Below are 26,620 nucleotides of genomic sequence, written 5' to 3'. Positions count from 1 at the left end.
TTACATCGGTTCAATCGTAATCCCCCATTTATACTCTTGAGTAGCTGGAATAAGATATTGTGAATCGGGCATAGCCCCCCAACTATCATATCCCCCTACACCCATTTGTTTCATATCTATGCATACTTCAATAAAATCTCTGGGTATTATATCATTAATATGAGTCTGACGTGGTCTTACATTTTTAGCAGCTATAGTATCATGCTTCAATTCTTCTTCATTCCGATTGAGCCATTGATAATCCCGGTGAGTTGCTTCTTCACCGTCAAAATCCTCTACTGAATTTGGTAAAGCATTAAAGCCAAATACTTTATCTGCATAAATCATTAAACCTTTACCGTTTTTCTTCGTCAAAGCCAGCCAACGTGTATCTGTATGATGTCCATTCTCCTGTGGCCGAACATACGGAAAATACATATTGTCTGCAGTATTTTTGAAAAGATCAACACTTGTTCCTGCATTACGATCAATATAGTTTTCTTCAGGACCTTTTCCAAAATATGAAATACGATTCATATCAGTTGGAATACGAAAACGAATACCTATACGTGGTACAATCAATTGTGACGGTCTTTTATGAATATCTTCATTACCCGGAGTAAAAGTTGCGGCTAATGTTTCTTCAGAAACCTCAGTTTTAACGGCTTCCATATCAGTAGAAGTAAATGTATAATCTGCTTTTATAACTCCTGACGGATAAACACGGTATGTTACAATATATAGATTTCCTGCAGCCAAAAGATAACTGGCAGTTATAACAGCCTCTTTACCCTCCATCTTCACTTTAGCATCTATAATATTAAAATTTCTACTGGCTTGCTTCCATACCTGCAAACGTTTAGGCATTTGGCTTCCATAATCATTATCGTTTGGAGCACGCCAAAAATTGGGCTGAAATCCAAAGTCATCCTTAAAATAGTCTGTATCGGCAACTTTGTATGAAGTGACCAAACCATTCCGCTTATTAAAGACAAAATGAATAAGAGAAGATTTAACTTCCAAAAGATCACCATCTGTTTTACAATTTAGAGCAGGACCAGACTTCTTATATGTTTGTTTCAATGGTTCTATAGGTAGACGGAATTGTTCCTTTGCTATTTCATAACCTACAGGTAGTAAAGCTTCAGATTTAGTAGTCTTCACACTAAACTCTACAAAATATTCAGTTCCCACTTTAGGTTTTAATCCATCTACGTTCACATTCAACGATTTGGTATCCTGAGGTGCAACAGCCAAAGAAAGTTTACCACTACGAATAGTTTTGGAATTCTCTTTTACTCTATAACTTATCTGATATTTATCCAGATTCGTAAAATAAAATCTGTTCATTACAGTAAACTTGCCGGTAGTCAAATCATTAGCTTCAAAAGCAACATCCTGATGCACATATTTCACTTCAGCATAAGCAGGATGGGGTGTACGATCAGGATTCACAATACCATTGCAACAGAAGTTTCCATCACTAGGAGAATTAACACCAAAATCTCCACCATATGCCCAGAACGGGTGTCCTTTTTCATCTCGAGTCAGTATACCTTGATCCACCCAATCCCAAATGTATCCCCCTTGCAGATTTGGATATTTATAAATAGCCTTCCATTGATCCCAAAGGCTACCGGTAGAGTTTCCCATAGCATGGGCATATTCAGAGGGAACAACAGGGCGATCACTACCCTTTTTTCCTATACTTTCCAGCCAAGCAGCAGTAGGATATTGCGGAACATACATATCCGTATTCCACTCCCATTGCGCACGTTCGTAATTTACCGGACGATCCATAATGTTTTTATCAGCCTGTTTCATCCACAAATAGGTTTGATAGAAATTATAGCCATTTCCACCTTCGTTGCCCAACGACCAGAAAGTTAATGAAGGATAGTTCTTATTACGTTCAAACATATTAATTGTACGATACATATGTGGTTTCAGCCATTCAGGATTATTGCCTAAAGAACCTCCTTTACGTAAGTCATACTTCATTCCATGACTTTCGATATTAGCCTCATCATATACATAAAAACCGAGTTCATCACAGAGTTCATAGAAACGACGGTCTTGTGGATAATGACACAAACGTACTGTATTAATATTAGCACGTTTCATAAGTTCAAAGTCTTTACGCATCAATTCTTCAGTCAGATAGTGACCTGTTTTGGGGTCATGTTCATGGATATTCACCCCTTTCAGTTTCAATGGTTGACCATTAATCAATAAAACTGTATAGTTCTTTCCATTCTCTGATTTCTGCTCGATTTCTTTAATTTCAATACGACGAAAACCTACATTAAATGGTACTACTTCACTCGTTTTTCCATTCTCTTTGACGGTCATTACCAACTTATACAAATTAGGAGACTCCGACGTCCAAGTTCTTACATCTGATAATTGCTTTTCAAAAGTAACAGTCTTAGTTTTGCCTGATGGAAAAGATATCTTTTTATTTCCTAAAGAAACTACTTTATTCGAAGGATCAATCAACTCATAACACACTTCTATAGCAGTATTACTCATCTTATGATTCTTCAGATCAATAGCCAAACGAAAAATACCATTCTTATAACTATCATCCAAAGTAGAAGTTATTCGGAAGTCATTAATCGCAACCTTAGGTTGGGCAAACAAGAAAACATCTCTTTCAATTCCACTCATTCGCCAGAAGTCCTGACACTCCAAATAAGAACCGGTACTCCAACGATATATCTTTATTGTAAGCACGTTCGTACCCTGCCGTAAAAATCTATTAATCAGATACTCAGCAGGATTCTTTGAATCTTCATTATAACCGACTTCTTCCCCGTTAATATATACATAACAACCTGATTTTGCACCGGCTAAATGCAAATAGATGTCACGTTCACTCCAGTCGGCAGGTATGGTAAATTCCCTTCGATAAACTCCTACCGGAGTTTGTTCAGGCAATAAAGGTGGCTGTGGGTTACTAGGCTGAAATTCGTAACACTGATTTGTATAGATAGCAGTACCATGACCTTGCATTTCCCAATTTCCAGGCACATTAATATCATGCCAACCTTTTGTAGTTGTTGATGCATGGGTGATATCAGTTGGAAGCTTTGTATCAGACTCGGCATAATAGAATTTCCAAATACCATTCAACAGTTTATAATAAGGACTGTTTTCAAATCTTCCGGTCAATGCTTGTGAACGGTCAGCATAAGTCATGAAAGAAGTCCGTGGAGTTTCCGTATTTACAGAAGTTACTTGTACATCTTTCCAATAGGGAAGTTGAGAATATCTAAAAGAACGTGACGGTACTCTACCATGTCCTTTTATCATAATGGAATCATACGTAATCTCCACAATAGAATAAGCATTCTGTTTTTCAGTTTCTATCATCCCCTGCTGTGTTACCATCGGTATTCCTTTGTAATAACCGAATGCACCGGCATGATGATGTCCTGAAATAACTGCCTTCACACACGAATATTTCTCAATAGTGTGCAGTATTTCCTTATTATTCAAGGCAGTAAATTCACTTTGAGGATAAAGAGGATGATGTGTAAAGATCAGTACATTGTTCTTATTATTTTCGCATTCTGTTAACAGATTATCCAACCACTGCATTTGCTTCTTGCTGATTCCCCCATTCCAACGATAAGCCTGCTTGCCACCGGTCCGCTTAATCTGCTCTAGCATTTCAGTCAGCTCCTTCTCTTTTTCTGTACCTTTAATATTGGCATAAGCTGAAACTTCATTGGTATTCAACATTATAAATACCCAGTTCTGTTTCTTGAAGAAATAGTACTCTGAAGGCATACCCAGTTGTTTGTAAAGCTTGGCATTATCTGTCACTTCCTTATAATCATGATTACCCGTAATATGATAAATCGGATTATTAAGGCGTGACAAATAGAACTTTACCGAATCTAAATCACTATTCTTTCTATCAACTATATCTCCCAGATTAATAGAGAACTGGACATTTTGCTGATTGAAGTAATCGATACATGTATCCAGTTTCTGTAATACCGGCTTATAAAACCGAGAATTTTCCGATGGGCAGTCAGCATATTGTGTATCGGCAAACAAACCGAATTTTAGTATCGGGAAAGTATTTTGCGCCCAAACATTACTCCCAATAAGACATAAACATATAAATACTCTGATAAGCTTATCCATGATAAATCATTTTACATTATAAAATTTGGCAAAAGACAACAGTATTCTAAACGAAATGAAGAATCTGCATACAAACTTGCTCGTTTACAGATTCTTCACTCGCTCTGGAAGAAAAAAGATATAAGGAATACCTATTCTATATAACTAATAATTTCTCCCTTTTATATCAGAGTCATTCAAAACTCCTTTATATAATTTGGCATATACAATTTTTCCAACGAAAGTATTTTGAATAGAAGGAGTAGCCGAATCACGGTAGTCTCCACCAATTCCCATTAAGTAATCCGGTGCTACATCTTTCTTTGGGAAATTGAATGTACCTGAAACCTTAACTTCTTTTACTTTATTACCATTAAGATACATCTTAGCAGTGGTCTTGTTATACGTAACAACAGCATGATAATAAACGTCTTGTCCTAACTGTATAGATGTCTGGAAGTTATTATTAGGCAATAACCATTTGTTATTTGCCCTATAATAAAATGCAAGTTTGTTATCACTGGTTAGTTCATATCCTAATCCGCCACTTTCCATAGAGGAGAACGGATTCACCCCACCTGTAGGAGAAAACAGAATTTCCATTGAGAACATTCCTTTCATTGCATTGCCAACAGCATCATCTTTACTATAAGGAACATAGTAGAAATTCGTACCATCAAAGAGAGCTTCATATTTTCCATAAAGTGTGTTCCACCTAGTTTCTATTGTGTTCGTTGTTCCTGGTGTAGCAGGTAAGGAGGAAACTGGCTTACCCATATTGGTAGCAACACCATTTCCTGAAAACTGTATATCCATTACAAGTTTAGGAATTTCTTCATTAGGAAATCCGATTATTATTACTGTCAAATGACTGTATTGCTTTAGCTTTTCTTGAATATCCGGTTCATTAAAATATATTCTGTAATTCCAGGCATACTGTCTGACAGGTCTGTTATTGACTTGTGCATTCATAAAATTAGTTTTTATAGCTTCACAAACATCAGAGTCAAAACTAATTCCATCTACATTATTTTCTTGCATAGACTGCAACCAACCATCACAAATTTCTTTTTGCTGCACCGCTGTTTTTCCGACCAAACTGCTCCAAGTTGAGTAAAAACTTACATGCCAACCATCATTAGCAAATGATGTCAAATGCGTAATATAACGGCTTTCAACCAAAACGCGGTGTTTTATATTATATTTGCTATCCAATCGGTGTAAGGTCTCACGTATAATAGCTTCATTTTCATCAGTACTCAAGTCCTTGAAATCAAGCCATAAGAAATTAAAATCCGGCTTCATTGCAAAAAGATCATCCATATATTCCTCAAAAGTCTGTCCGGTTGAAGTCTCCAGTTCATGACCTATCATCAATACAGGCGTGCCACTATCTCTTGAAACATGTATATCTACCTCGAAATTACTAATTCCATAATCAACGGCATCTTGTAACTTTGCAATTTCATTGCACTTATGGGCACCAAGAATCATTTCCTCCCCAAACTGATCAGAAGACAAAATACTTCTTGTCACAGGACCATCTTCATTGCCGTTCAATAGTTCGGATGAACATGATGAAAGCAACATAGTCCCTATTAAGATACCAAATAGGCTTATTATTCTTTTCATACAACTTTCCATTTAATATGTAAATCACAATATAATTATAGTGCCATTAATCCCATCCCGGATTATTCGGTTTCAAAGACGGATTTCTTTCGATCTCTACTCCAGGTACAGGCCATAACATATCACGGTCATTGAAAGAACGAGTCATCATTCGTTGTCCGGTAGCACCATATACATCACCCGGAAGGATCTTTTTGGCAATGTCCCAACGACGAAGGTCAAACCAGCGGTGCCCTTCAGCAATAAGTTCAACGGCTCGTTCATGTTTGATACGTTCAAATATTTCTTCTTTGGAAGATGCTTTCAACCAAGCAGCACCACTATTGAGGCCGGGCATATTGGTAGAAGGGCGTTGACGAACCTTATTAATATAAGTCACTGCTGTAGTCGGATCACTCAGTTCATTCTTACACTCGGCATACATCAGATAAACATCGGCCAAGCGAATTAATGGGAAATTAATAGGAGTATCTTCACGGTTATTGATTTCTCCACCCATATTACCTACCGGTACGAACTTTCTGAAAATGTAAGATTCTCTTCTGTTAGTACCTACGCGTATAAATCCGTTCACCTCATTAGGGGTTTCATTGCGGGCAATCACGAATTCGCAAGTCTTGGGAGCTTCGCTTACCCAACCGTCATAGGTGGTATAAGGCATAATAACCGTCTGCATCATACGAGGATCACGTTGCTCATACATAGCAAGGAGTTTCTCTCTATTTTCCGGATAGGCATCTATCGCTTTTCCACCTTTGGTCAACGTACATACATAGGTTTTATCTTTTACTTCCAAGCTGGTAGTAAAACCGGGAATAACATCTTCCCAGTTAAAAGGACGTCCGTCTTTGTATTCATACATATCTACAAATTTAGAAGAAGGTAATGCAGAAGCCCAGTCACTGCCATACGTAGCGCGATTTCCCATATAGAAAGCCAATGGTATACCATAATCTTTTCCTACACCACCTGAATTTTGAATAGCAAAGATCATTTCATCGCTTTGGTCACCTTCAGGTGTAAACAACTTGGCATAATCATCATATAATGAATATTTATATCCCTTGCCTGACTTATCCAGAATGATTTCTTCAAAATCCGAAGTTGCTTTCGTATAATCCTTCATATAAAGATACACCTTTCCACGCAATGCATAGGCAGCTCCCAAAGTAGCACGACCATATTCGGCGGTCTCCCAATGTACGGGCAGATTATGAGAAGTAGCATAATTGAGGTCATCCAAAATGAACTTCAACACATCTTCTTTAGAGCTTCTGGGCTTTTTCATATTGTTATAATCCGTGCTCAGATTAACACTTTCGTCGTATAAAGGCAATGCTCCGAAGAAATTGTACAGTTCAAAGTAGAACAGTGCGCGCATAAACTTAGCCTCTGCCACATATTGACTTTTCTGTGCTTCACTCATACTTTCAATTCCGGTTACTTTGTTTATCACCAGATTGGCTCTCATTACTCCATCGAAGAGTGATTGCCACTTTTTTTCAACAAAGCCTGACCGTTCAGTATATACACCAGTAATCACATCACCATAGGCTTCATCACCAAAACCGGTACCGATATCGGACATACTGTCGAAAGTAAATCTCAATCCAAGAGCATGATCAGCCTGCATAGCTGCATATACTCCCATCATACCTTGTTTAGCATGAGTTTCCGATTTCCAAAAGATTCCGTCACTTATCTGGTCAACCGGATATTGATCCAAGTCATAACAACTATTTAAGCTCATAGAGGCTATAAGTGCACCTATCAGTAATTTATATTTTTTCATAAAGTATCAGTTTAAAATGAAAGATTAATACCAACAACCGCTTGTTTCATGGCAGGATAGTCCACACCATTTACTTCAGGATCCAAACCGTCGTATTTTGTAAATGTAAAGAAGTTCTCCAAGCTACCATAGATACGGATACGTTCTACAGGCAGTGACGGGAATGTTGCTTTGGTAAAGCTATATCCCAACTGGATATTCTTAATCTTAAGGAATGATCTATTCTGCACCCAGAAGTCACTGATCAAAGTATTACGATTATCATTGAATTCCAAAAGACGAGGATATTTGGCTGCACCCGGTGTAATACCTTCGTGCCAACGACCATCTGCTATTTTCTTGTTCAATTGATAGCTGTGTCGAACAGAAGGACGGAAGTAATTATCCAACCAATATGTTTCCACTCCGGTAACTCCTTGCAAAAGAACAGAGAAGTCGAACCCTTTGTATGCACCTCCTAAATTCAAACCGAATGTACAGTTGGGAGTAGCACCATTACCAATGACTCTACGGTCGTCGTCATTGATGACACCATCATGATTCATATCTTTGTAGAGCAAGTCACCCATACCCGGTGTGTTGGATGGGAATGTTTTCTTGGGTTTGCCTGTAGCCGGATCAATCGGAGTATTGTCAATCAACTGCTGAACATAAGCCAAGTCTTCTTCTGTTTGTACAATACGATCTACTATATAACCATACTGTACATTGATAGCATAACCCTCCTTAATCATATTGGCATTAGTTATAGAGCTTTCGTCTCCTTTGAACCGGGTTACTTTATTGTTGATGAAAGTAACATTACCATTCACGAAGTAAGAGAAATCTTTGATTCTATCTTGCCAGCCCAAGCTGATTTCCACACCTTTGTTTACTACCACACCTGCATTTTGTCTGGGAATGGATGCATTACCGTTTACCAACGGAGCAGGAAGGTCAATCAAGATATCTTCGGTCTTCTTGTTGAAATATTCCACCGTACCGGTCAAGCGGTTAGTCAGAAAGCCGAAGTCAATTCCAACATTGAATATCTTTGTTTTTTCCCAAGTCAGATTTCCGTTAGGAATAGCCAACATAGCAAGACCTGTGGCAACATTACTGTTCAATACATAATTGGATGCACCATAGAGTGCTTGCGCGTCATAGTTACCTTCAATATCAGAATTTTTGTCTCTCAGTGCATTGTTACCCAGCATACCATAAGAAGCCCGTAGTTTCAAATTGCTTAGAGTTATCTTTTCAGCAAAGTCTTTCACAAATGCTTCTTCGCTAATTCTCCAGGCAGCAGAAGCAGAAGGGAAATATCCCCAACGATTTGTTTTGAGGAAACGGGAAGAACCATCGGCACGAAGATTTCCTTCAACCAGATATTTATTATCCCAGTTCAACTTGATACGACCGAAGTAAGAGCGCATGACCCACTCTACTGTGTTACCGGAAGAAGTAGCAGCACCCACAGCACCGTCAAGTGATCCTAATCCCGGATCAATCAGATCTTGCTTGGTGGTTTTGAACCATTTGTACCGGAACAGTTCCTGGCTACCACCTGCCATAACGCTATAATCCAGTTTGGAAATCTTATTTTGGTAAGTAGCAGTAACATCCATCAAGTAGTTGTTCCACTTATAGTCACTGTTCGTGAAAGAAGTTTTACCTATACCGGTAGAAGTAACAGTCTCGTTCAGAAAATTCCATTGCTCAATAAATACAGGTTTTGATTCACTTGTCTTGTTGCGCAGCATGTAGTTGAACGAACCGGTCAATGTTAAACCCTTCACAGGATTTAATGTGCCGTAGAAGCGCGCTTTGATGAATCTTTCCTGATTTTCACCATCTGTTTTATATAATCTATACAGTGGATTATTGGCTGCATTCTGCGGATCGTCTTCACCGTTGTTCGTTGCTCCGAATCTACCATCGGGAGCCTGGAATACCATACCCGGAGAAGTAGCGGCAGCATAGGTAAATATATCTTTCATCTTATCCGTACCTTGCTCTGTAAAAGAAACATAACCGTTCACGTTCGTCCCAATCTTTAACCAAGGAGTAACATCCATATCAAGGTTGACGCGTGCTTGCGAACGTTTGTAACCAGAGTTTTCCATAACACCCGGATTGTCGAGGAAACCGAATGAAGTATAGAATCTTATCTTATCAGAACCACCACTGAGGGACACATTGTGATTATGAGTCAGTGAAGTTTGAAACATAGCATCCATCAAATTCGTGTTCGGATACTTCAAAGGATCTTTTCCTCCATTCTCGCGCCATTGCTTGATGGAGCTATCAGAATAGGTAGTGGGTAATTTTGAATTGGTAAGTCCTTCGTTAATCAACTCCATATAATCGGCATAATTCGAAACCAGGTCGAAAGTCTTTCCTACCGATTCCCAAGAGAGATAACCGTTATATTCTACCTTTACTTTGCCTTGCTTACCTGTGCGGGTAGTAATCAGGATAACACCGTTGGCAGCTCTCGAACCATAAATTGCGGCGGAAGCAGCATCTTTCAATACAGAAAGACTTTCGATGTCTTGAGGCTGTACACTGTTTAATGAACCTTCTACTCCATCAATAATAACCAAGGGAGCCGAGTTATTCAATGTACCTTGACCACGGATCATGATAGATGCCGAGTTCTCACCCGGTTTGTTGGAACTGGAAGTTACCTGCACACCGGCGGCCATACCTGCCAGACCTTGAGAAACGTCCGTAATGGGACGACTTTCTGTGAGATCTGCCATATTGATGTTGTTTACCGATCCGGTCAAGTTCACTTTCTTTTCGGAACCATAACCTACTACTACCACTTCGTCCAATGCCTGGGCATCTTCTTTCAAAGTAATTTTCAGCGAGGTCATATTACCGGTCACTTTCACATCTTGAGTTAGGAATCCAATGTATGAAACCTGGATTACATCTCCTACCGATACATTAGTCAGTATAAAGTCACCGTCCACGTTTGTTATCAATCCGTTGGTAGTACCCTTAACTATTACATTGGCACCAATTATCGGTTCTCCAAGCGCATCCACTACTTTACCATTAAGTGTTTTCTGTTGTGTGATACTTGCCACGATATCAGCATGGGGTGATATGGAACTTCTTTCCGTTCCAGTAGCCCATATTGTTCCTGTAGCAATTAAGGCCAAAGATGCTCCCAATACCATTCTTTTGGGAAGAGAGCCGTAATGTTTGACATTCCTTTTCATAAGTATTTTAAAGATTAGTTGTTTTTAACGCTGCAAGTTTACGCCTTTTCATCCGACTGCCATTATATAAATTGTCCGAAGTCACTATTAAAATTATCCGTGGACAATATTAATAGGATTCAGGAAAATTTTCATAGTCATGCGTTTCATTCATGTTTCAGTGTAATATTCATTTCATTTACATTACAGTGCAAAATTACTTCCTCTCAACAATAATCCTATATATTCTGTACAATTGTACAATTCCATATTACTTAAATGCACTAATATTGCAACACCATTCAAGGCCAAAGAAAACAACATTAATAATATAATTTATAAACCATGAAATTGACTCAAACTCTTTCAATGGGATGTATAGCTATTGCAGCAGCAATATCTGCTAGTTGTACTCCTCCCAAACAGCAGACAGCCGAATTGGCATGGAACGAGCAAGCTGTAGAAAATGCCCGTATGCAGATAGGTATCGAAATAGATACGATTGAAGCCAGCGGCAAAGTATTGAATCCGGTAACTCTTACATCGGAAGGAGACGTTTATTATTGCAATTATGCAGACTGGCGAAGCGGATTCTTTCCCGGCAGTGTATGGTATCTGTATGAACTGACCCAAGACAGCACCGTGCTTCCGCTAGCCCGGAAATATACTGAAGCATTGTATGAAGCCAAAAACCTGACCTGGCATCACGACATTGGGTTCATCATCAATTGCAGTTATGGCAACGGACTTCGTCTGGCACAAGTTCCGGCTTACAAGGAAGTAATGATAGATGCCGCCAAATCACTCTGCACACGTTTTAGAGAGAAACCGGGAATCATTCAAAGCTGGGATGTAAAAGGTAATAGCTGGCAATCGGAACGTGGATGGGAATGCCCGGTGATTATTGACAACATGATGAATTTGGAATTATTATTCGAAGCTACGAAATTATCGGGTGATTCCACCTATTATAATATAGCCGTAGAACATGCCGACCGTACCTTGCAAGAACAATTCCGTGAAGATGGCAGTTGCTATCATGTTATTGACTACAGTCTTGCCGATGGCAGTGTCCGCCATCGGCATACCGCACAGGGTGCTTCCCACGAATCGGCCTGGTCACGCGGACAAGCATGGGCTATTTATGCATACAGCATGTGCTATCGCGAAACCGGTAACCCAAAATACATTGAACAAGCACTTAAAACCTTCCGTTTCATGAAAAATCACAAACAGATGCCTGCCGATTTAATTCCTTATTGGGATATGGATGCACCTGACATTCCAAATGCACCTAGAGATGCATCGTCTGCCGCTGTTATAGCATCCGCTCTTTACGAAATCAGCACCTACAATATACAAGAGGCTGCTTCTTACCGAGAATATGCCGATCGGATCATGCAATCCCTCGCTTCCACTACCTATACAGCAAAACAAGGAGAGAACGGACGCTTCATTTTGATGCATAGTGTAGGTAGTATTCCTCACAACGCAGAAGTAGATATGCCTTTGAACTATGCCGACTACTATTATCTGGAAGCATTAAAGCGTAAATCCGATATCGAAAAAGAACAATAACACAGTCTAATATATGAAACTAAAAATTTTACTTTCAGTCCTTCTCTCTTTAAGCTTCTTTGGAAGTACAATTGCAAGCAAGAAAGACGAACAACCCATAAATGAAAGAAAACAATGGGCAGATCTTTGTTACAGAATAGCGCAGCCTATTCTGGAAAACATGAGTAAAGGTGAGTTGCAAAAGAACATGCAATTAGAACTTAGTCCTACCTGGGACGGACGGGACAAACGCGTCAGCTATATGGAAGCCTTCGGGCGACTGATGGCAGGTATATCTCCCTGGCTGACATTGCCCGATGACAATACAACGGAAGGTAAACAACGCAGCCAGTTACAAGAGTGGGCACTGCAAGCTTATAAAAATGCCGTAGATCCTGAAAGTCCTGATTATTTGCTTTGGGAAGGTCCTACGCAGATACTGGTGGATGCCGCCTACATTGCCGAAAGTTTTCTCCGTGCACCCGAAACGACCTGGGAATTATTGGATGAAACGACACAACAACGCTATATAGAATGTTTCAAAGGTTTACGTACCATCCGGCCAGCATATAACAACTGGCTATTGTTTCGTGCCATGACCGAAGCATTCCTACTTTCTATTGATGAAGAAACAGACCGGTTTGCACTTACTGTAGCTGTAAATAAAATCAATGAATGGTATCTAAGTGACGGATGGTATTCGGACGGACCTGAATTTGCCTTAGACTATTACAACTCGTATGTAATGCATCCTATGTATGTAGAAGTGCTGGAGGTATGCCGGACAAAAGGGTTTCCTACACCGATCAGTCCGAAGTTGGCCATTCAACGTATGCAAAGATTCAACTCTTTTATGGAACGGCTCATCTCACCGGAAGGTACCTATCCCGCCTTTGGACGTTCGGTAGTTTATCGAATGGGAGCTTTTCAATCATTATCATTGGCTGTGTGGAAATATGGAGTACCCCAAGGATTGAGCAACGGGCAAGTTCGTAGTGCACTAAGTGCCGTTATGCGAAACATGTTTGCGGTAGAAGGCAATTTCGACGATAAGGGCTTTCTCCGCTTGGGCTTTGCGGGACACCAACCGGAGTTAGCAAACTACTATACCAATAATGGAAGCTTGTACATGACTTCACTTGTATTCATGCCATTAGCCTTACCGGCAACACACCCATTCTGGAGTGAACCTGTTACCGACTGGACCTCTCGTAAAGCATGGAGTGGTAAACCTTTTCCTATTGACGGACATCACTCCCTGCGCAATGAACAAGAAAAACATTAACCATTTCATTAAAAACTAAGTATTATGAGAAAATTCTCCTCCTTACTATTTTTACTACTTTTTGCTATTTGTGCTAATGCCCAGCAAGCCAAATATGTATTCTATTTTATCGGTGACGGCATGGGTGTAAACCAAGTACAAGGTACAGAAATATACCTAGCCGAATTGGAAGGAAAGATGGGTATATCGCCTCTGCTTTTCACTCAATTTCCTTATTCCACGGTAGCCACCACCAATTCCGCTACCAATCGGGTTACAGATTCGGCTGCCGCAGGAACAGCACTTGCAACCGGACATAAAACCAAAAACAGTGCTATCGGCGTACTAAAAGATCAGCAAACCCCTGTCAGCAGTATAGGCGTATGGGCTAAGAACAAAGGGTGCCGGGTAGGTATTACTACCAGTGTAACCGTTAATCATGCCACGCCGGGAGCTTTCTACGGACACGCAGCCAAACGTACACTTTATCATGAGATTGGGAAAGATTTATATAAGACAGGTTTCGACTTCTATGCCGGTTCCGACTTCAGGGATGCAACAGATCCCGACAATCCTTCTTCCGAAAGTCTTTATGCTATAGCCGGGAAGTATGGCTATACCCTTGCACGAGGATATAAAGATTACTTGAAGAAAAGCAAGAAAGCCAATAAAATGATCTTGTTGCAGACAGAAGAAGCTTCCAAACACGAATTAAGCGCCATCCCTTGTGCTATCGACCGTAAGAAAGGTGATCTGACTCTACAGGATATCACCCGGTCTGCCATCAACTTCTTATCCAAAGACGCACCTGAAGGTTTCTTCCTGATGGTAGAAGGTGGTAGAATAGACTGGGCATGCCATAGTAATGATGCAGCAACTACTTTCCACGAAATTATAGATTTCGATAATGCCATCAAAACAGCTTATGAGTTCTACTCACAGCATCCGGATGAAACTCTTATTGTCGTTACAGCCGATCATGAAACCGGAGGTTTTGTACTGGGGACTGGAACATACGAACTCAATCTGCAAGTTTTGAAGAATCAGAAAGTGAGTGAAAACGGTTTCACCCGAATAGTAAACAACATGCGTGCCCAAACCAACAATCAAGTCAGTTGGGAAGCCATTCAGCAGGCATTGAAAGATAATTTCGGTTTCTGGGACAAAATAGAACTTACCGCTGTACAGGAAGCACGCTTGAAAGCAGTTTATGACAAAAGCCTGAAACAACAGGACATGAAACTCGAAAAGAGTGAGTATGCCCAAGATGAACCTATTGCTGCCGAAGCCAAACGAATCATCAATGAAATAGCCCTTGTAGGATGGACTAGCGGAGGTCATTCAGCCGGATACGTTCCTGTATTTGCCATTGGTGTAGGTGCCGAGCTATTCCAAGAGCGCATAGATAACACACAGATACCAAAGAAAATAGCTCAAGCTGCCGGATATAAATTATAATCTGATTCTATGCATCCATATATTGCTAAGTTTCGACATTAGTTTCTGAGTTCTTGCCATCGGCTTGGCAAAGTCTTGCCATCGAGATGGCAAACTTTTGCCAAGCCGATGGCAAGACTTTGCCTATTCGATGGCAAGAACCGACATTCTTATAGTGCTCCCACATAGTAACTGTGCAACATAAAGCAGCTGCACAGTTCCCTGTTAATAAGCCAATTATGATTCTTTTATTATTGTCTCTTTCTGATAGTTCTGCGGAGTACATCCATACTGGTTCTTAAAGCAACGGCTGAAATAAACCGGTGAACTAAAACCACTACGATCACTCGCTTCGGATATTGGCAAGTCCGGGTACTGCCGGAGAAGAGTTGCTGCATGTTTCAAACGATAATTAAGCACAAAATTATTAGGAGTCATACCCGTAAGTGCTTTGAATTTAGAATAAAGCAATGAGCGCCCGATGCCCACTCCTTTACACAATTCAGGTATATCGAATTCAGGATCATCTATATGTTCCTCAATAATCTGTGAAGTTTTACGCAACATCTCCTGATCAAGCGGATTGATACTGGTCAAATCTATCTCAGACAAAGGTTGTTTACGTAATTGGTGCTGTATCAGTAGCCTATTCCTCACTAGGTTATTGGCTCTGGCCAAAAGTAATTGCGCATTAAAAGGCTTGCTGATATAATCATCGGCTCCACGATTCAGCCCTTCTATATTTTGTTCCGTAGTGTTAAGTGCAGTCAGCAGTATTATTGGAATATGACATAAATCAATGTTATTCTTTATCTGCAAACACATTTCGGTACCAGTCATTTCAGGCATCATGATGTCTGAGATTATCAGGTTGGGTTTATGCTCATAAGCCAGAGCAAGCCCTTCTTTTCCATTACTAGCCAAGTAAACCTGATAGAAGGGTTCAAAAAGTTGCTGCAATATTTGCAGGAGCTCCTTATTATCTTCTACCAATAACAATTTACGGTCGTTCTCCTGTTCAGTTTCTTGTAGTAAACTATCTTCAGGCATATAGGCATCATCGGGTAACATATCTTTCTCTTCCTCTAACAGTTCGGCTGTTGTAATAACCTCCGGCACATTATCTGCAAACTGTACGTGTTCATCATTTTGATATACATTCATATTGAGTGACAGGGTAATAGTAAAAGTACTTCCCTTTCCTACTTCACTAACTACACTTATTTCACCATGATGTTTCTCTATAATGCTCTTTGTAAGTGCCAGTCCTATGCCGGTTCCGGGTGACTGTTCCGTGCCCTGCTGATTATCCGCCTGGTAAAAGCGGTCGAAGATACGAACTGTATCCGAATCCGAGATACCACAGCCCGTATCGTAAATCTGTATTTTCACATTACCACTCTCTGTACTAACCGTTATGCCAATTTCACCTCCTTCAGGTGTATATTTAAAAGCGTTCGAGAGGAGATTGAAGAACACCTTCTCCAACTGTTTGGCATCAAACCAGCATACTATCTCTACCGGATTACAGAGGAACTGATAACGAATATTAGCCTGATGGGCATAATCGCTAAATGACAAATAAATCTCTTTCAAGAACTTGGCTATGTCCCCCTTTCCGATTTGTAGTGTGAAACGGTTCTGCGTAAAGCGTCTGAAGTCCAAAAGTTCAGACACCAGATTGGTCATCCGCTGCGAACTCTGTTTTATTTTTAGTATCTTATTGTATACTTGCGGAGGTAGTAACTGGCTCTGTAGCAGCGTATCTATATGACTTACAATCAGTGTCAAAGGTGTGCGGAACTCATGGCTTACATTGGTAAAGAACACGAGTTTGGCATGGTTCAGTTCTTCAATATGCCGCTTTTCAATACGTTCCTTTTCCAACGAGGAAGCCAAAGCGAGTTTGGTTATCCGGTTCCATGCATAATAGGCTATTACCGAACCTATTGTTAGCAAATATAATATCCAAGCCCACCACGTAGCATACCAAGGAGTTGCAATATGAATTGCCAGACTAATAGGCGGTTGATCGGTAGTATGCGCCAGGCGTACATATAACGTGTAGTTGCCTGGATCGAGATTGGTATAACGTGCTTCGGGAACAGGAGTGTAAGTCCAAACCTTGTCCAAGCCTTCCAACTTATACTCAAACCCTTGTTGGGCATGTTTGTTTTGATAATCGGAGTGGGCAAACCTGATAAGCAGATTATTTTGCTCCGAATCCAAGGTAAGTTGTTTCACAAAAGGTAGAGCTTCGGTAAGTATTTGCCCATCAGGAGAAGGTTGTATCAGTTTGTTATTAACATGAAGCATTGAAAAATAAAGAGAACTGATCTCTACTTGAGAGGCTTGGAATTCTTCTTCATTCAAAAGAGTGACTCCTTTGGTATCGCCGATATAGATTTTATTGGCGTGAGATACATAAATGCCACAATCGCGAATAATAGGTGCCCGAAGATAGATTTCCTTCTGCGCTAATCTTATAAAAGTTTGCTCTACCGGATCGAATAGCATAATTCCCTGATCACCGGTAAGAATCAATTTGTTGCTGGTAGTTCGTTTTATATTGTAGCAATAATTGCTTGGCAAGGTACTGTTAGCAGTATTGTAGGAAGTGATTTTTTGCGTTTGGCGATTATAAAACAGTAGTCCGTTACCCAACGTACAAATATAAGCACCTTCTTGAGTGGCCAGAATTCGGGCTATTCCCCCTTGATAGCCCATTTCGAGTAAACGTAATGAGGTTTTCTGTGACAGGTCGGATAAAGAAACAATCAGAACTTTGTCTGCTTGGTTGGCGTAGAAATTTCCTTTATCATCTATATCAAAGTTAGTACAATATGAATGTGGTTTAAACAAGAATGTAAAACGGTTACTCACTGGATCGAGCATAAAGATACCTTCGCGGGAAGAAAGACATAGCTTGCCATTCCACATTTTCACTTGATAAATGAAGTTATGCGGAGTTGGTGAATCCCCGGAGGGGTAATTCTGGTAATTATAGAATTGTTTCTTCCGGATATCGTAGCGGGACAACCCTCCTAAATGAGTACCGATATACAGATAATCATTCTCAGGGTCATAACAGATACTTTTAATATTATTATAAGGAATAGAATTCTGATTGCCCGCTGCAAACTGGTGTACCAATTCCCAATTTTCGTTGACACAGCTTATGCCTCCTCCATCGGTACTGATCCAAAGGTTAGCATGTTTATCTTCCACCATCTCACCGATGTATGAATAATAAAGATTGGATTGATTGCCGGTCTGATAATCATAATGTACAACCCCGCTATGGTCGGGACTGAAATAATTTACGCCACCGTAGTAACTTCCAATCCATATAGTTCCTTGCCGGTCTTGATAAAGCGAAAAGATAGAGGGATGATTCAAGCCTCCTACATATTGAGGAATCTGAATCATGGTATAAGTCTGCTTCCGGACGTCATATTTCTGTAATCCGGCAAAAGTTCCGAACCAAATGTTGTGTTCATCATCTTCTACGAACGCACGTATCTGTGGATTTCGGATACCAATGTTACCGGTAGACGTCTGGGGAACCATTTGCAGTGCATTGTTTTTGAGCCTGTATAACCCCTGCATACGCGTACCGATCCAAACCTCTTTTTCCGAACTTTCAAAGACACTGTATATATCAGTATCCTTGAGCATAAAGCGCAATTGCGTCAAGGCGTTCCGAGGGATAACACAAAGACCGTCTGCCATGCCTACATAAATAGTATTCGCTCTAATAGTCAGTGTATTGATGGTATGGGAAGGTAATTCGAGTTTAAAACGGGAACATACCTGCTGGCGGTCATAGGTAAAAAGAGAGTCATTACAGGTATACCAAATCTCGTTCTGGTAAGCAGCCAAAGCCGTAGTAACACCGCCTGATGTATATTGCTTATAAGCGGATGTACGAATATCATAGCCAAACAGATTATTGTCGGCAATAAAGAAAATATTTCCATCATCATCGTGAACAATGAAAGGAACATAATTCCCAATCCAAAGGCTGTCTCCCCGTGTATTGGTTATCATGCCTTTGACGTAGGTTATCTGTTCCCCATCATACATATTGATGCCTTCCTGTGTCCCAAACCACATTCTTCCCAATCCATCTTGGGTAATACTCAACACCGATGGTTGAGACAAACCATTTTGCAAACTCAAATTACGAAAGTATTCGGCATTTGCAGGAAGAATGCTAAATAGTAAAAGAAGCAGGAATATGATTCGGTTTTTCATTAGTATTCTCTTTTTCCGTTTATTCACTAGAATGCAAAAATAAGGAAAAAAGAGATTGTTCCTATATAAATACTTCTTTATTGTCAGTTACTAAACAACTTCACTCATTTGGCATTTTGCAAGGTAGTCGGTACACCTGTTACAATTCCCCGCCCATGCGTACCTATATACACCCGGCCATATTCCTGCATATCCCCACAGATATGAAGCACCAGCCCATACTGGTTTGCATCGTCATTTATGCGTACCCAGGAAACCGCAGCGTCATCGGAACGGAAGAAACCGTATTGACCGTTGATTACACCTATTATATATAAGGTAGGATAATCATTGCCCGGTTTTGCTTTACCGAAGCCAAAAGCATAAATAGTACGTACCTTATCTAAAGCACGGAAGTCAAATCCTTCTTGCGAGGTAGAATGATAAAGACCGTCATAAGCAGCAATCCACAAATCTTTTTCATAGCCGGGAGTAGAATAGATACGGTCTTGTCCACCACGAGGATCAGCTCTACGCAAAGGAGTATTAGTACTGCCACGTAGGTTCTTTTTTACAGTCAGATGCAAGGTATCAGTTTGAAAAGTGGCACCGCCATCTTCACTATGATATAGAATCTCGGAAACAGCATCCACGGCATAAAAACATTTGGAGTTTACTTTATCTGCAACCACACGGATATTCTTGGGCAAACCTTGACAAGGCTGCCAAGTAGTACCTTTATCACGAGTAAGATAAGCCTCGGAATGATCGGGTGTCCAAATCCAGGAGGAGCCATCAGCTGATACGGCAATATGACCGTTTCGGGCTTTCTCTACAGGAACAGAAGCACACATTTCCCAGTTTCTGCCACCGTCTTCGGAATAAGCGATCGTACGGGCACCGGGCTGATAGCCAAAGATTGTACCAACTCTGACAATTAATTCTTGTTTCAACCAAGCACCGGTTACACCATTCGTATTACCGAAATGAGGATTTCCATGACTACCCAATGGATCAGGGCGATCGAGGTCGAAATGTGTAAAGCCACCATAATCACCAACTCCTGATAGGAGACGGGCACCTTTCTCAGGAGCATAAAGTTCAAGGGGAACGGTTTCTTCAATGCCCGTAGACATAATGCTCCATTTAACAGGTTCTTTCCGTTCAACAGCCGAAAGATTAAATGTTTCCCAACCCCCAAAACCTGTAGTGAACAGTGCATGCTCGGGATTGGCAGGATCTATTTCTATATCGAACATCCAGTGCAATGGAGCTACCTTCACATAAGGTGCTTTTGAACAATCATATTCATAGCCGGTTTTAAAAATAGGCTTCCAATGCTTGCCGCCATCGGTAGTGCGAAACATTTCATCACTATGGAAGTTATGTTTACCACCTAAGCAATGGGTACTTACAATCACATGTTTAGGGTTACGAGTATCAATGGATACCGCTGCATAACCAAATCCTGCCTTTTCGCCCTTTTTCAACTGAACAGGTGAGATATCCGCCCATTTCTTTTTAGCTACATCGTACTTCCATACACCTCCATCTTCCATCTGACTTGGACCGGGACTATCGCCATAGGTAATTATCAACTGATTATCGGTAGATAATACCATGTGCGTAGGACGGTATTGAATAGGTTGCCCTTCCACCGGTTGCCAACTCGTACCGGCATCATGGCTTACATACAAATTATTGCGTCCCATCAACGAGACTGCCACATAAATCTCTTTAGTTACCTCCGCATTTTCCTTACCCTGAGCACCAAAAACAACACTGATTATTCCACTCCCCCGATTCATCCACCCGGCACGGTCATTAGGATCAAGATGCTCCGTAACATCGGGGAAAGAGGTAACTCTCGACCAGCTTTGTCCTTTGTCCATACTGCGCCACAAACCATGTAGACGGGTACCCATGTAGATAATATTACCGTTCTGCGGATCAACCATCATTCGTTCACCATTACCACGCCCGTTTTCATTTCCTCCCATAGTGAATGGTACATCAACACGAGTGAAAGTTTTGCCACCATTATATGAATATAGTATAGCACCATTAGAGCTGCTGGTGTATGTTCCACAAGCTATATATACATTATCTGCATTCTGAGGATCGATAGCAATGCTCTCTATGCCTTGTAGATTGCTTTCATCCAAGCTAATCCAATCTAGTAAAGCCACCCAACGCCCGGCGGAAGTATCCCAACGATAAGCGCCTCCCATATCCGTGCGGCAATAACGAACATCAGGAGCAGTAGGATGAAAGATTATTCCATCTACAAAACCACCACCGACTATCGGTACATTCTTCCATTCGTAGGGTACTACCTTTACAGGCTGTATTTCTTGAGCAAGTACAGGCATAGTGCCCATCAGCAATACCAATCCCAACAAAAGCGAGTGTTTTCTCATAAGTATCAATGTTTATAGCTTATTGTTTCACTAATTACTTCTCAAAGATAGAAATATTTCATTGATATTTCGAGTAGAAACATTTAAGCCCTATCATAAACTACACTAACAATCAATACATTACACAGACATCAAAACTAAACTAACCCACAAAATGATTAAAATGATACCCTACTATTCTTTTGATCCCAAGAGCTTTTGTAACAAAAACGCAATATTTATGACACAACAACATAACACCTGTGTCCGAACTTTGCAGCCATAAATTAATAGACAACAACGATTTTATGAAGAAAAGCGCATTCATGCTGTTTATCGCTCTGCTGCCATTGATAGCAAACGCCCAGGAAAAGTCAAGTAACGAAGATGGAAAGAAGATTGAAAAAGAGAAGTTGGAAACCAAAGACTATCTTCCTGAAATACATGGAACTATCCGGGCTAAATACGAATACCAGCCTACCATGGGAGCCGGACGTTTTGAAGTACGTAATGCCCGCGTAAGTATAACAGGAAATGTATTACCCAGCGTTGCCTATAAAGCCGAAATTGACCTTTCCGACGAAGGCCAAATCAAGATGCTGGATGCTTACGCTCGCCTTTTCCCAACAGATGGGCTTACAGTCACAGCCGGTCAGATGCGTGTACCTTTCACGATTGATGCCCATCGTTCGCCTCATCAACAATATTTCGCCAACCGCTCTTTTATAGCCAAGCAGGTAGGTAATGTGCGTGATGTCGGTGTTACTTTGGGCTACACCTTACCTACCGACCTACCTATCACGGTAGAAGGTGGACTTTTCAATGGTTCCGGTCTAACAAACCAGAAAGAATGGCACAAAGAAGTAAACTACTCTGCCAAAGCTCAATTTCTCTTTACCAAAGGGATGAACCTCACATTAAGCATACAAAGCATTCAGCCGGAAAAAGTACGTATGCAATCTTACGACATCGGCGCTTATTACGAATTCAACCGATTCCACATCGAAGGGGAATACTTGTACAAAAGTTATTCGGACAATGCATTCGGCAACGTACAGGCAGTAAATACCTTTGTCAATTATGATCTTCCGCTTCGCAAGACATTCAAAAAGATGTCTTTCCTTGCCCGCTACGACATGATGACCGACCAAAGTGATGGTAAGACAACTGATTCTGAAACAGGTGCGTTAATTGCCACCGACTACAAACGCCATCGTGTAACAGGAGGTATCACCTTCAGTCTTGGCAAAGCTTTTCAAAGCGATATCAGATTGAACTACGAGAAATATTTCTACGCCAAGCATAGTATTGCCAAAGAATCGGAACAAGATAAAATTGTATTGGAGTTAATGGTTCGCTTCTAAAGTACACTTCTTTCCATACCTCTGCTAAAGAAAAGGCCCGCCATTCTTGGATATTTGCTTTCTATTTCTTATATTTGAAATAAAGATAATTCATCGTATGGCGAATCCTTTAATTCCGGGTATATCCCAGGCAGAGCAGGACTCTTTGTATAGTAAACTAAACATATACAATCGAGGGAGAGCCTCCTTTAAAGAAGTAGGCGCTTACTTCGTAGTACTACCCCGCCCCGATTATCCGCAATATACACTATGGATATACTCGCCTCTGTCCGAGCGCCAATCCATCTTTTATATTCGTACTTTATCTGTAGATATTCATGAGACATTGCGGATGGCAAGTACCCTATGCTATTACTCCTCCCGCTGCCTGCTAATAGTAGATTATAACGCTAAACGTATGCAGAGCAAAGGAGATGATATCGTATCCGTTGGAAAATACCACGGTCACTTCCTGCATGAAATCCTGATGATCGATCCGGCCTATCTGACATGGATAGCCTTCAAATTCACTCCCCGGATTCCCAAGCAACAACGCTTTGTAGAAATCGCCAGAATCTACTACTCCGTATATCTTGATTTTCAAAAGCAACAGACTTCCCAGCGCGTAGTCAACCGCTTTCTTGGAAAAGAAGGAGATAAAGTGGAAAACCTGACGTTGACCGTACAGAGTGTACGTATAGAGGATGATCCTTACAAGACTCAACTGAAAGGAATGACTCCTTATTTCTATGTCCGCCAAATATTAAAATTGAAAGATGCATCGGGAAATCTGGTAACCTTTCGCATTAATGCCCGTACCGCAAGCCGGGAATCATGCCAGCTACCAAGTGTTGAGCACGCTTTCGAAGTAGGCGAGACGGTGTATATAGCCTCGGCACGTATTGCACGCACCTATTCTGTAGGGAATAACAAGTATACCCGGCTCAATTATGTAAAGTTCGGAGAACCTTCCTAAAATTTACAGAAGCGACACAATACTGCGCGTCCGGCTACTCTCTTTTGCCGCTTCTATCAAACAAATAACATCTACGACTCCACGTGCATCGCTTTGCAAAAGTTCTCCTTTGCAAATATGCTGATAAATATTCTCATAGAAAGCGGCATAATTACCGGGAAGACTTGGATAAACTTCTCTAATAGTCCGATCCCCTTTTTCAGTATGGAGCATTCCCCAAAGTGTTTTGTCCTCTTCGCCCCAATGCACCGTATCGGGTAACAATCCTTTCGTCAAATCGGCTTCTTGCGGATCAAGGCCATATTTTACATAAGAACCTTCGGTACCATGCAGCACAAAACGCGGCTCATTTTCACACATCAGGTAACTGGCTTTCAAAGTTACTCTTACTTCCGGTGCTTTCATTGGACGCAGAAGATGGATTATGAAATAATCGTCCACTTTGCCGCCATCGCGCATGGTTGCAATATCGGCAAAAACAGCTTCGGGTATGCCCAATAGCTGCACTGCCTGATCTATGACATGCGAACCCAGGTTATAGGTCAACCCTCCTCCACTTTCACCGGTTTCTTTCCAGGTATTGGGTCTGATGAAATTGCGGTAACGGGGAAAAGTAGATTCAAACTCGACAAGGCGTCCCAACAAACCTTTCGAGAGTATTTCCTTTACAGTAAGAAAATCACTATCCCATCTGCGGTTTTGATAAACGCTCAGTGTGAGTCCTTTTTCAGAAGCTAGAGCGACGAGTTCCTCGGCTTGTTCTACTGTAGTGGTGAAAGGTTTTTCTACGATCACATGTTTGCCGGCTTCAAGAGCACGACGGGTATATTCATAATGAGTGCTATCAGGCGTATTGACAATGATCAGATCCAGCTCTTTCCTGTCTATCAGTTCTTCATAACTACGAACAATAGTGACATCAGGATATCTCTGCCGGGACAAGTCTTTAGTGCGTTCGGTTACTACACTCAACTCGAAATGAGGGTTCGTCGAAACAAAAGGAGCATGAAATACCTGCCCTGACATTCCGTATGCTGCTAATCCGGTTCTGATCTTATTCATAAGTATGACACTTTTCCGACAAAATTAATAAATAGATGTCCCTTATTCTGTTACCAACGGGCGCTTGCGCCAATCATCTTTCACGAAACTTTCAGGATATACAGTCTTGTCTATTATCTCACCGCCTTTCAAATGAATCCAAGTGGTGAAAGTACGAGCACCTTCCTTCATCAGGATGACGCGTGCACCGTTTGACAAGTGATTGTACTCGGTATTACCTCCGGTAAAACGACCGTAAGCTAAAAGTATACCTTTCCACATCACAGCGTAGTCATTGTCATGGTCGTGTCCAACAAACGTACCCATCACGTCGCCTGCTTCTTTCATAGCAGCAAACATGCCGGTATTCAGTGCAGGAGCGCATGCTTTTTCCATACGGGTACCTACCATAATGGCATTTTCGTCAGCAGCTGCTTCGTTATATTCGGGCAGGGGGATGTGGAAGAACGCCAATGCAGGAAGAGGTTGTCCGCCATTCTTTGCGGTATAAGCGGCGCTTTGCTGGCGATACCAATTAACTTGGTCAAAAGTAAGCCAATCATATCCTTTCACATCAGGTAGTTTGGAATATGAGTGCGAGTCAAGGCAATAAAGCAGAGCTGCATCTTTCTTTCCGTCAGAAGATTTAAGTGGAAGGATATAATCGGGAGAATCAACATTGCCCCGGTCCGGTTGGATGTTGAAAGGTATAGAGCGAATGATATCATACAATTCGGAACGGGATTTTCCTTGTTCGTTATCATGATTACCAAAAGTCACTACAAAAGGTATCTTACGGGAAGAAACGCAAGATAACACTGCACGCATAGCCGTATCGGCAGGTGCAGCATAAACCACGTCACCCGAGAAAACAACCAAATCGGGACGCTCGGCATCGAGCACTTCGTTGATGCGTTTCAGAGCAATGGCCGATGCAGGATTATGAAACTGGTAATGTACATCTGTAAACTGAACGATTTTAAACTCTCCGTTCTTATTAAACTTCAAAGGAGAGACCTGTGCCTGGCAAAATAAAGCAGATAGAATACCCAAGCAAAGAGTTAATGAGAATTTCTTCATTTTAATTATAGGGGTTAATTAATAATTGGATTATTCTTTTGTTATCAACACGGTAGCATACGCTGAGATACCTTCTTCCCTTCCCGTAAAACCGAGTTTCTCGGTAGTAGTGGCTTTAATGGAAACATCATCCTCGTCTATCCCCATTATTGTAGCCAGCGTTTGTTGCATTTCAGGGATACGTGCCTTCAGTTTAGGACGTTCCGCACAAATGGTTGCATCAATATTGCCAATGGAATAACCTTTGGCTGCGATGATTTCAACTGTTCGTTTCAGTAGAATTTTGCTGTCTATATTCTTGAACTCACCTGCCGTATCGGGAAAATGATAACCAATATCGCGCATATTAGCTGCACCAAGCAGGGCATCACAAATAGTGTGGATAAGCACATCGGCATCGGAGTGCCCCAGCAGCCCTTTCTCATGTTCCAAACGAATGCCACCTAACCAAAGTTCGCGGCCCTCCACCAATTGATGGACATCGAAGCCAAAGCCTACACGTATTTTCATATATTTCTTCCTGTTTTAATAGTATAACAGCACGAAAGTACAGAAA

General features: G+C 41.0%; 14 protein-coding genes and 1 pseudogene. 5 read left to right on the top strand and 10 right to left on the bottom strand.

The window, feature by feature from the left end:
* The 5 genes and pseudogenes from Q1W14_RS21345 to Q1W14_RS21330 form a co-directional block, all read right to left on the bottom strand.
* On the bottom strand, positions 1 to 3,294 hold the full coding sequence (locus Q1W14_RS21345) for a glycoside hydrolase family 2 TIM barrel-domain containing protein (protein ID WP_366945771.1): 3,294 nt from the start codon (positions 3,292 to 3,294) through the stop codon (positions 1 to 3).
* A 120-nt stretch (positions 3,295 to 3,414) separates the two neighbouring features.
* A pseudogene (locus tag Q1W14_RS22035) lies at positions 3,415 to 4,137 on the bottom strand (metallophosphoesterase); the annotation flags it as partial.
* A 144-nt stretch (positions 4,138 to 4,281) separates the two neighbouring features.
* Complete coding sequence (locus Q1W14_RS21340) at positions 4,282 to 5,748, bottom strand: LamG-like jellyroll fold domain-containing protein (protein ID WP_300704839.1); 1,467 nt, start codon at positions 5,746 to 5,748, stop codon at positions 4,282 to 4,284.
* A 46-nt stretch (positions 5,749 to 5,794) separates the two neighbouring features.
* Positions 5,795 to 7,540 (bottom strand): RagB/SusD family nutrient uptake outer membrane protein, encoded by a 1,746-nt coding sequence (locus tag Q1W14_RS21335; protein WP_300704837.1) that lies wholly within the window; start codon positions 7,538 to 7,540, stop codon positions 5,795 to 5,797.
* Between the two features lie 11 nt (positions 7,541 to 7,551).
* Positions 7,552 to 10,752 carry a TonB-dependent receptor gene (locus tag Q1W14_RS21330; RefSeq protein ID WP_300704835.1) on the bottom strand — a complete coding sequence of 1,067 codons (3,201 nt, stop codon included), beginning with the start codon at positions 10,750 to 10,752 and terminating at the stop codon, positions 7,552 to 7,554.
* A gap of 324 nt (positions 10,753 to 11,076) precedes the next feature.
* Between Q1W14_RS21330 and Q1W14_RS21325 the strand changes: the two genes are divergently transcribed.
* Genes Q1W14_RS21325 through Q1W14_RS21315 form a run of 3 tightly spaced genes read left to right on the top strand, consistent with a single transcriptional unit; the run spans position 11,077 to position 15,010 of the window.
* Positions 11,077 to 12,309: a glycoside hydrolase family 88 protein gene (locus tag Q1W14_RS21325; RefSeq protein ID WP_300704833.1), complete on the top strand. Its 1,233-nt coding sequence runs from the start codon at positions 11,077 to 11,079 to the stop codon at positions 12,307 to 12,309.
* Positions 12,310 to 12,322: 13 nt separating this feature from the next.
* Positions 12,323 to 13,573: a DUF2264 domain-containing protein gene (locus Q1W14_RS21320; RefSeq protein WP_300704832.1), complete on the top strand. Its 1,251-nt coding sequence runs from the start codon at positions 12,323 to 12,325 to the stop codon at positions 13,571 to 13,573.
* A 24-nt stretch (positions 13,574 to 13,597) separates the two neighbouring features.
* Complete coding sequence (locus Q1W14_RS21315; RefSeq protein WP_300704830.1) at positions 13,598 to 15,010, top strand: alkaline phosphatase; 1,413 nt, start codon at positions 13,598 to 13,600, stop codon at positions 15,008 to 15,010.
* 216 nt (positions 15,011 to 15,226) lie between these two features.
* Here Q1W14_RS21315 and Q1W14_RS21310 read toward each other — a convergent pair whose 3' ends face one another.
* Both Q1W14_RS21310 and Q1W14_RS21305 read right to left on the bottom strand, forming a co-directional pair.
* A complete protein-coding gene (locus Q1W14_RS21310; RefSeq protein ID WP_300704828.1) occupies positions 15,227 to 19,246 on the bottom strand; it encodes a hybrid sensor histidine kinase/response regulator transcription factor in 4,020 nt (1,339 codons plus the stop codon).
* A gap of 104 nt (positions 19,247 to 19,350) precedes the next feature.
* The gene (locus Q1W14_RS21305; RefSeq protein WP_300704827.1) at positions 19,351 to 21,645 is read right to left on the bottom strand and encodes an exo-alpha-sialidase; all 2,295 of its coding nucleotides are present in this window, start codon (positions 21,643 to 21,645) and stop codon (positions 19,351 to 19,353) included.
* A 287-nt stretch (positions 21,646 to 21,932) separates the two neighbouring features.
* Here Q1W14_RS21305 and Q1W14_RS21300 point away from each other — a divergent pair, with 287 nt between their 5' ends.
* Together Q1W14_RS21300 and Q1W14_RS21295 are read left to right on the top strand one after the other, a co-directional pair.
* Complete coding sequence (locus Q1W14_RS21300) at positions 21,933 to 22,988, top strand: porin (RefSeq protein WP_300704825.1); 1,056 nt, start codon at positions 21,933 to 21,935, stop codon at positions 22,986 to 22,988.
* A gap of 97 nt (positions 22,989 to 23,085) precedes the next feature.
* Positions 23,086 to 23,943: a hypothetical protein gene (locus tag Q1W14_RS21295; protein ID WP_300704824.1), complete on the top strand. Its 858-nt coding sequence runs from the start codon at positions 23,086 to 23,088 to the stop codon at positions 23,941 to 23,943.
* A 3-nt stretch (positions 23,944 to 23,946) separates the two neighbouring features.
* On the opposite strand, the gene Q1W14_RS21290 is transcribed toward Q1W14_RS21295, so the two are convergent.
* From Q1W14_RS21290 to ispF, 3 genes are read right to left on the bottom strand one after another with little or no spacing between them, the layout of a single operon-like run.
* Positions 23,947 to 25,005, bottom strand: a complete 1,059-nt coding sequence (locus Q1W14_RS21290; protein WP_300704823.1) for a Gfo/Idh/MocA family oxidoreductase — start codon at positions 25,003 to 25,005, stop codon at positions 23,947 to 23,949.
* 42 nt (positions 25,006 to 25,047) lie between these two features.
* Positions 25,048 to 26,064, bottom strand: coding sequence for a metallophosphoesterase family protein (locus Q1W14_RS21285; protein ID WP_300704822.1), 1,017 nt, complete (start codon positions 26,062 to 26,064; stop codon positions 25,048 to 25,050).
* A gap of 30 nt (positions 26,065 to 26,094) precedes the next feature.
* A complete protein-coding gene (gene ispF, locus Q1W14_RS21280) occupies positions 26,095 to 26,574 on the bottom strand; it encodes a 2-C-methyl-D-erythritol 2,4-cyclodiphosphate synthase (protein ID WP_300704821.1) in 480 nt (159 codons plus the stop codon).
* Positions 26,575 to 26,620: the final 46 nt, after the last annotated feature.

This window comes from Bacteroides sp. (assembly GCF_030151085.1).
In the GTDB taxonomy this organism is placed as follows: Bacteria; Bacteroidota; Bacteroidia; order Bacteroidales; family Bacteroidaceae; genus Bacteroides.
This window is presented reverse-complemented; position numbering and strand designations above follow the sequence as displayed.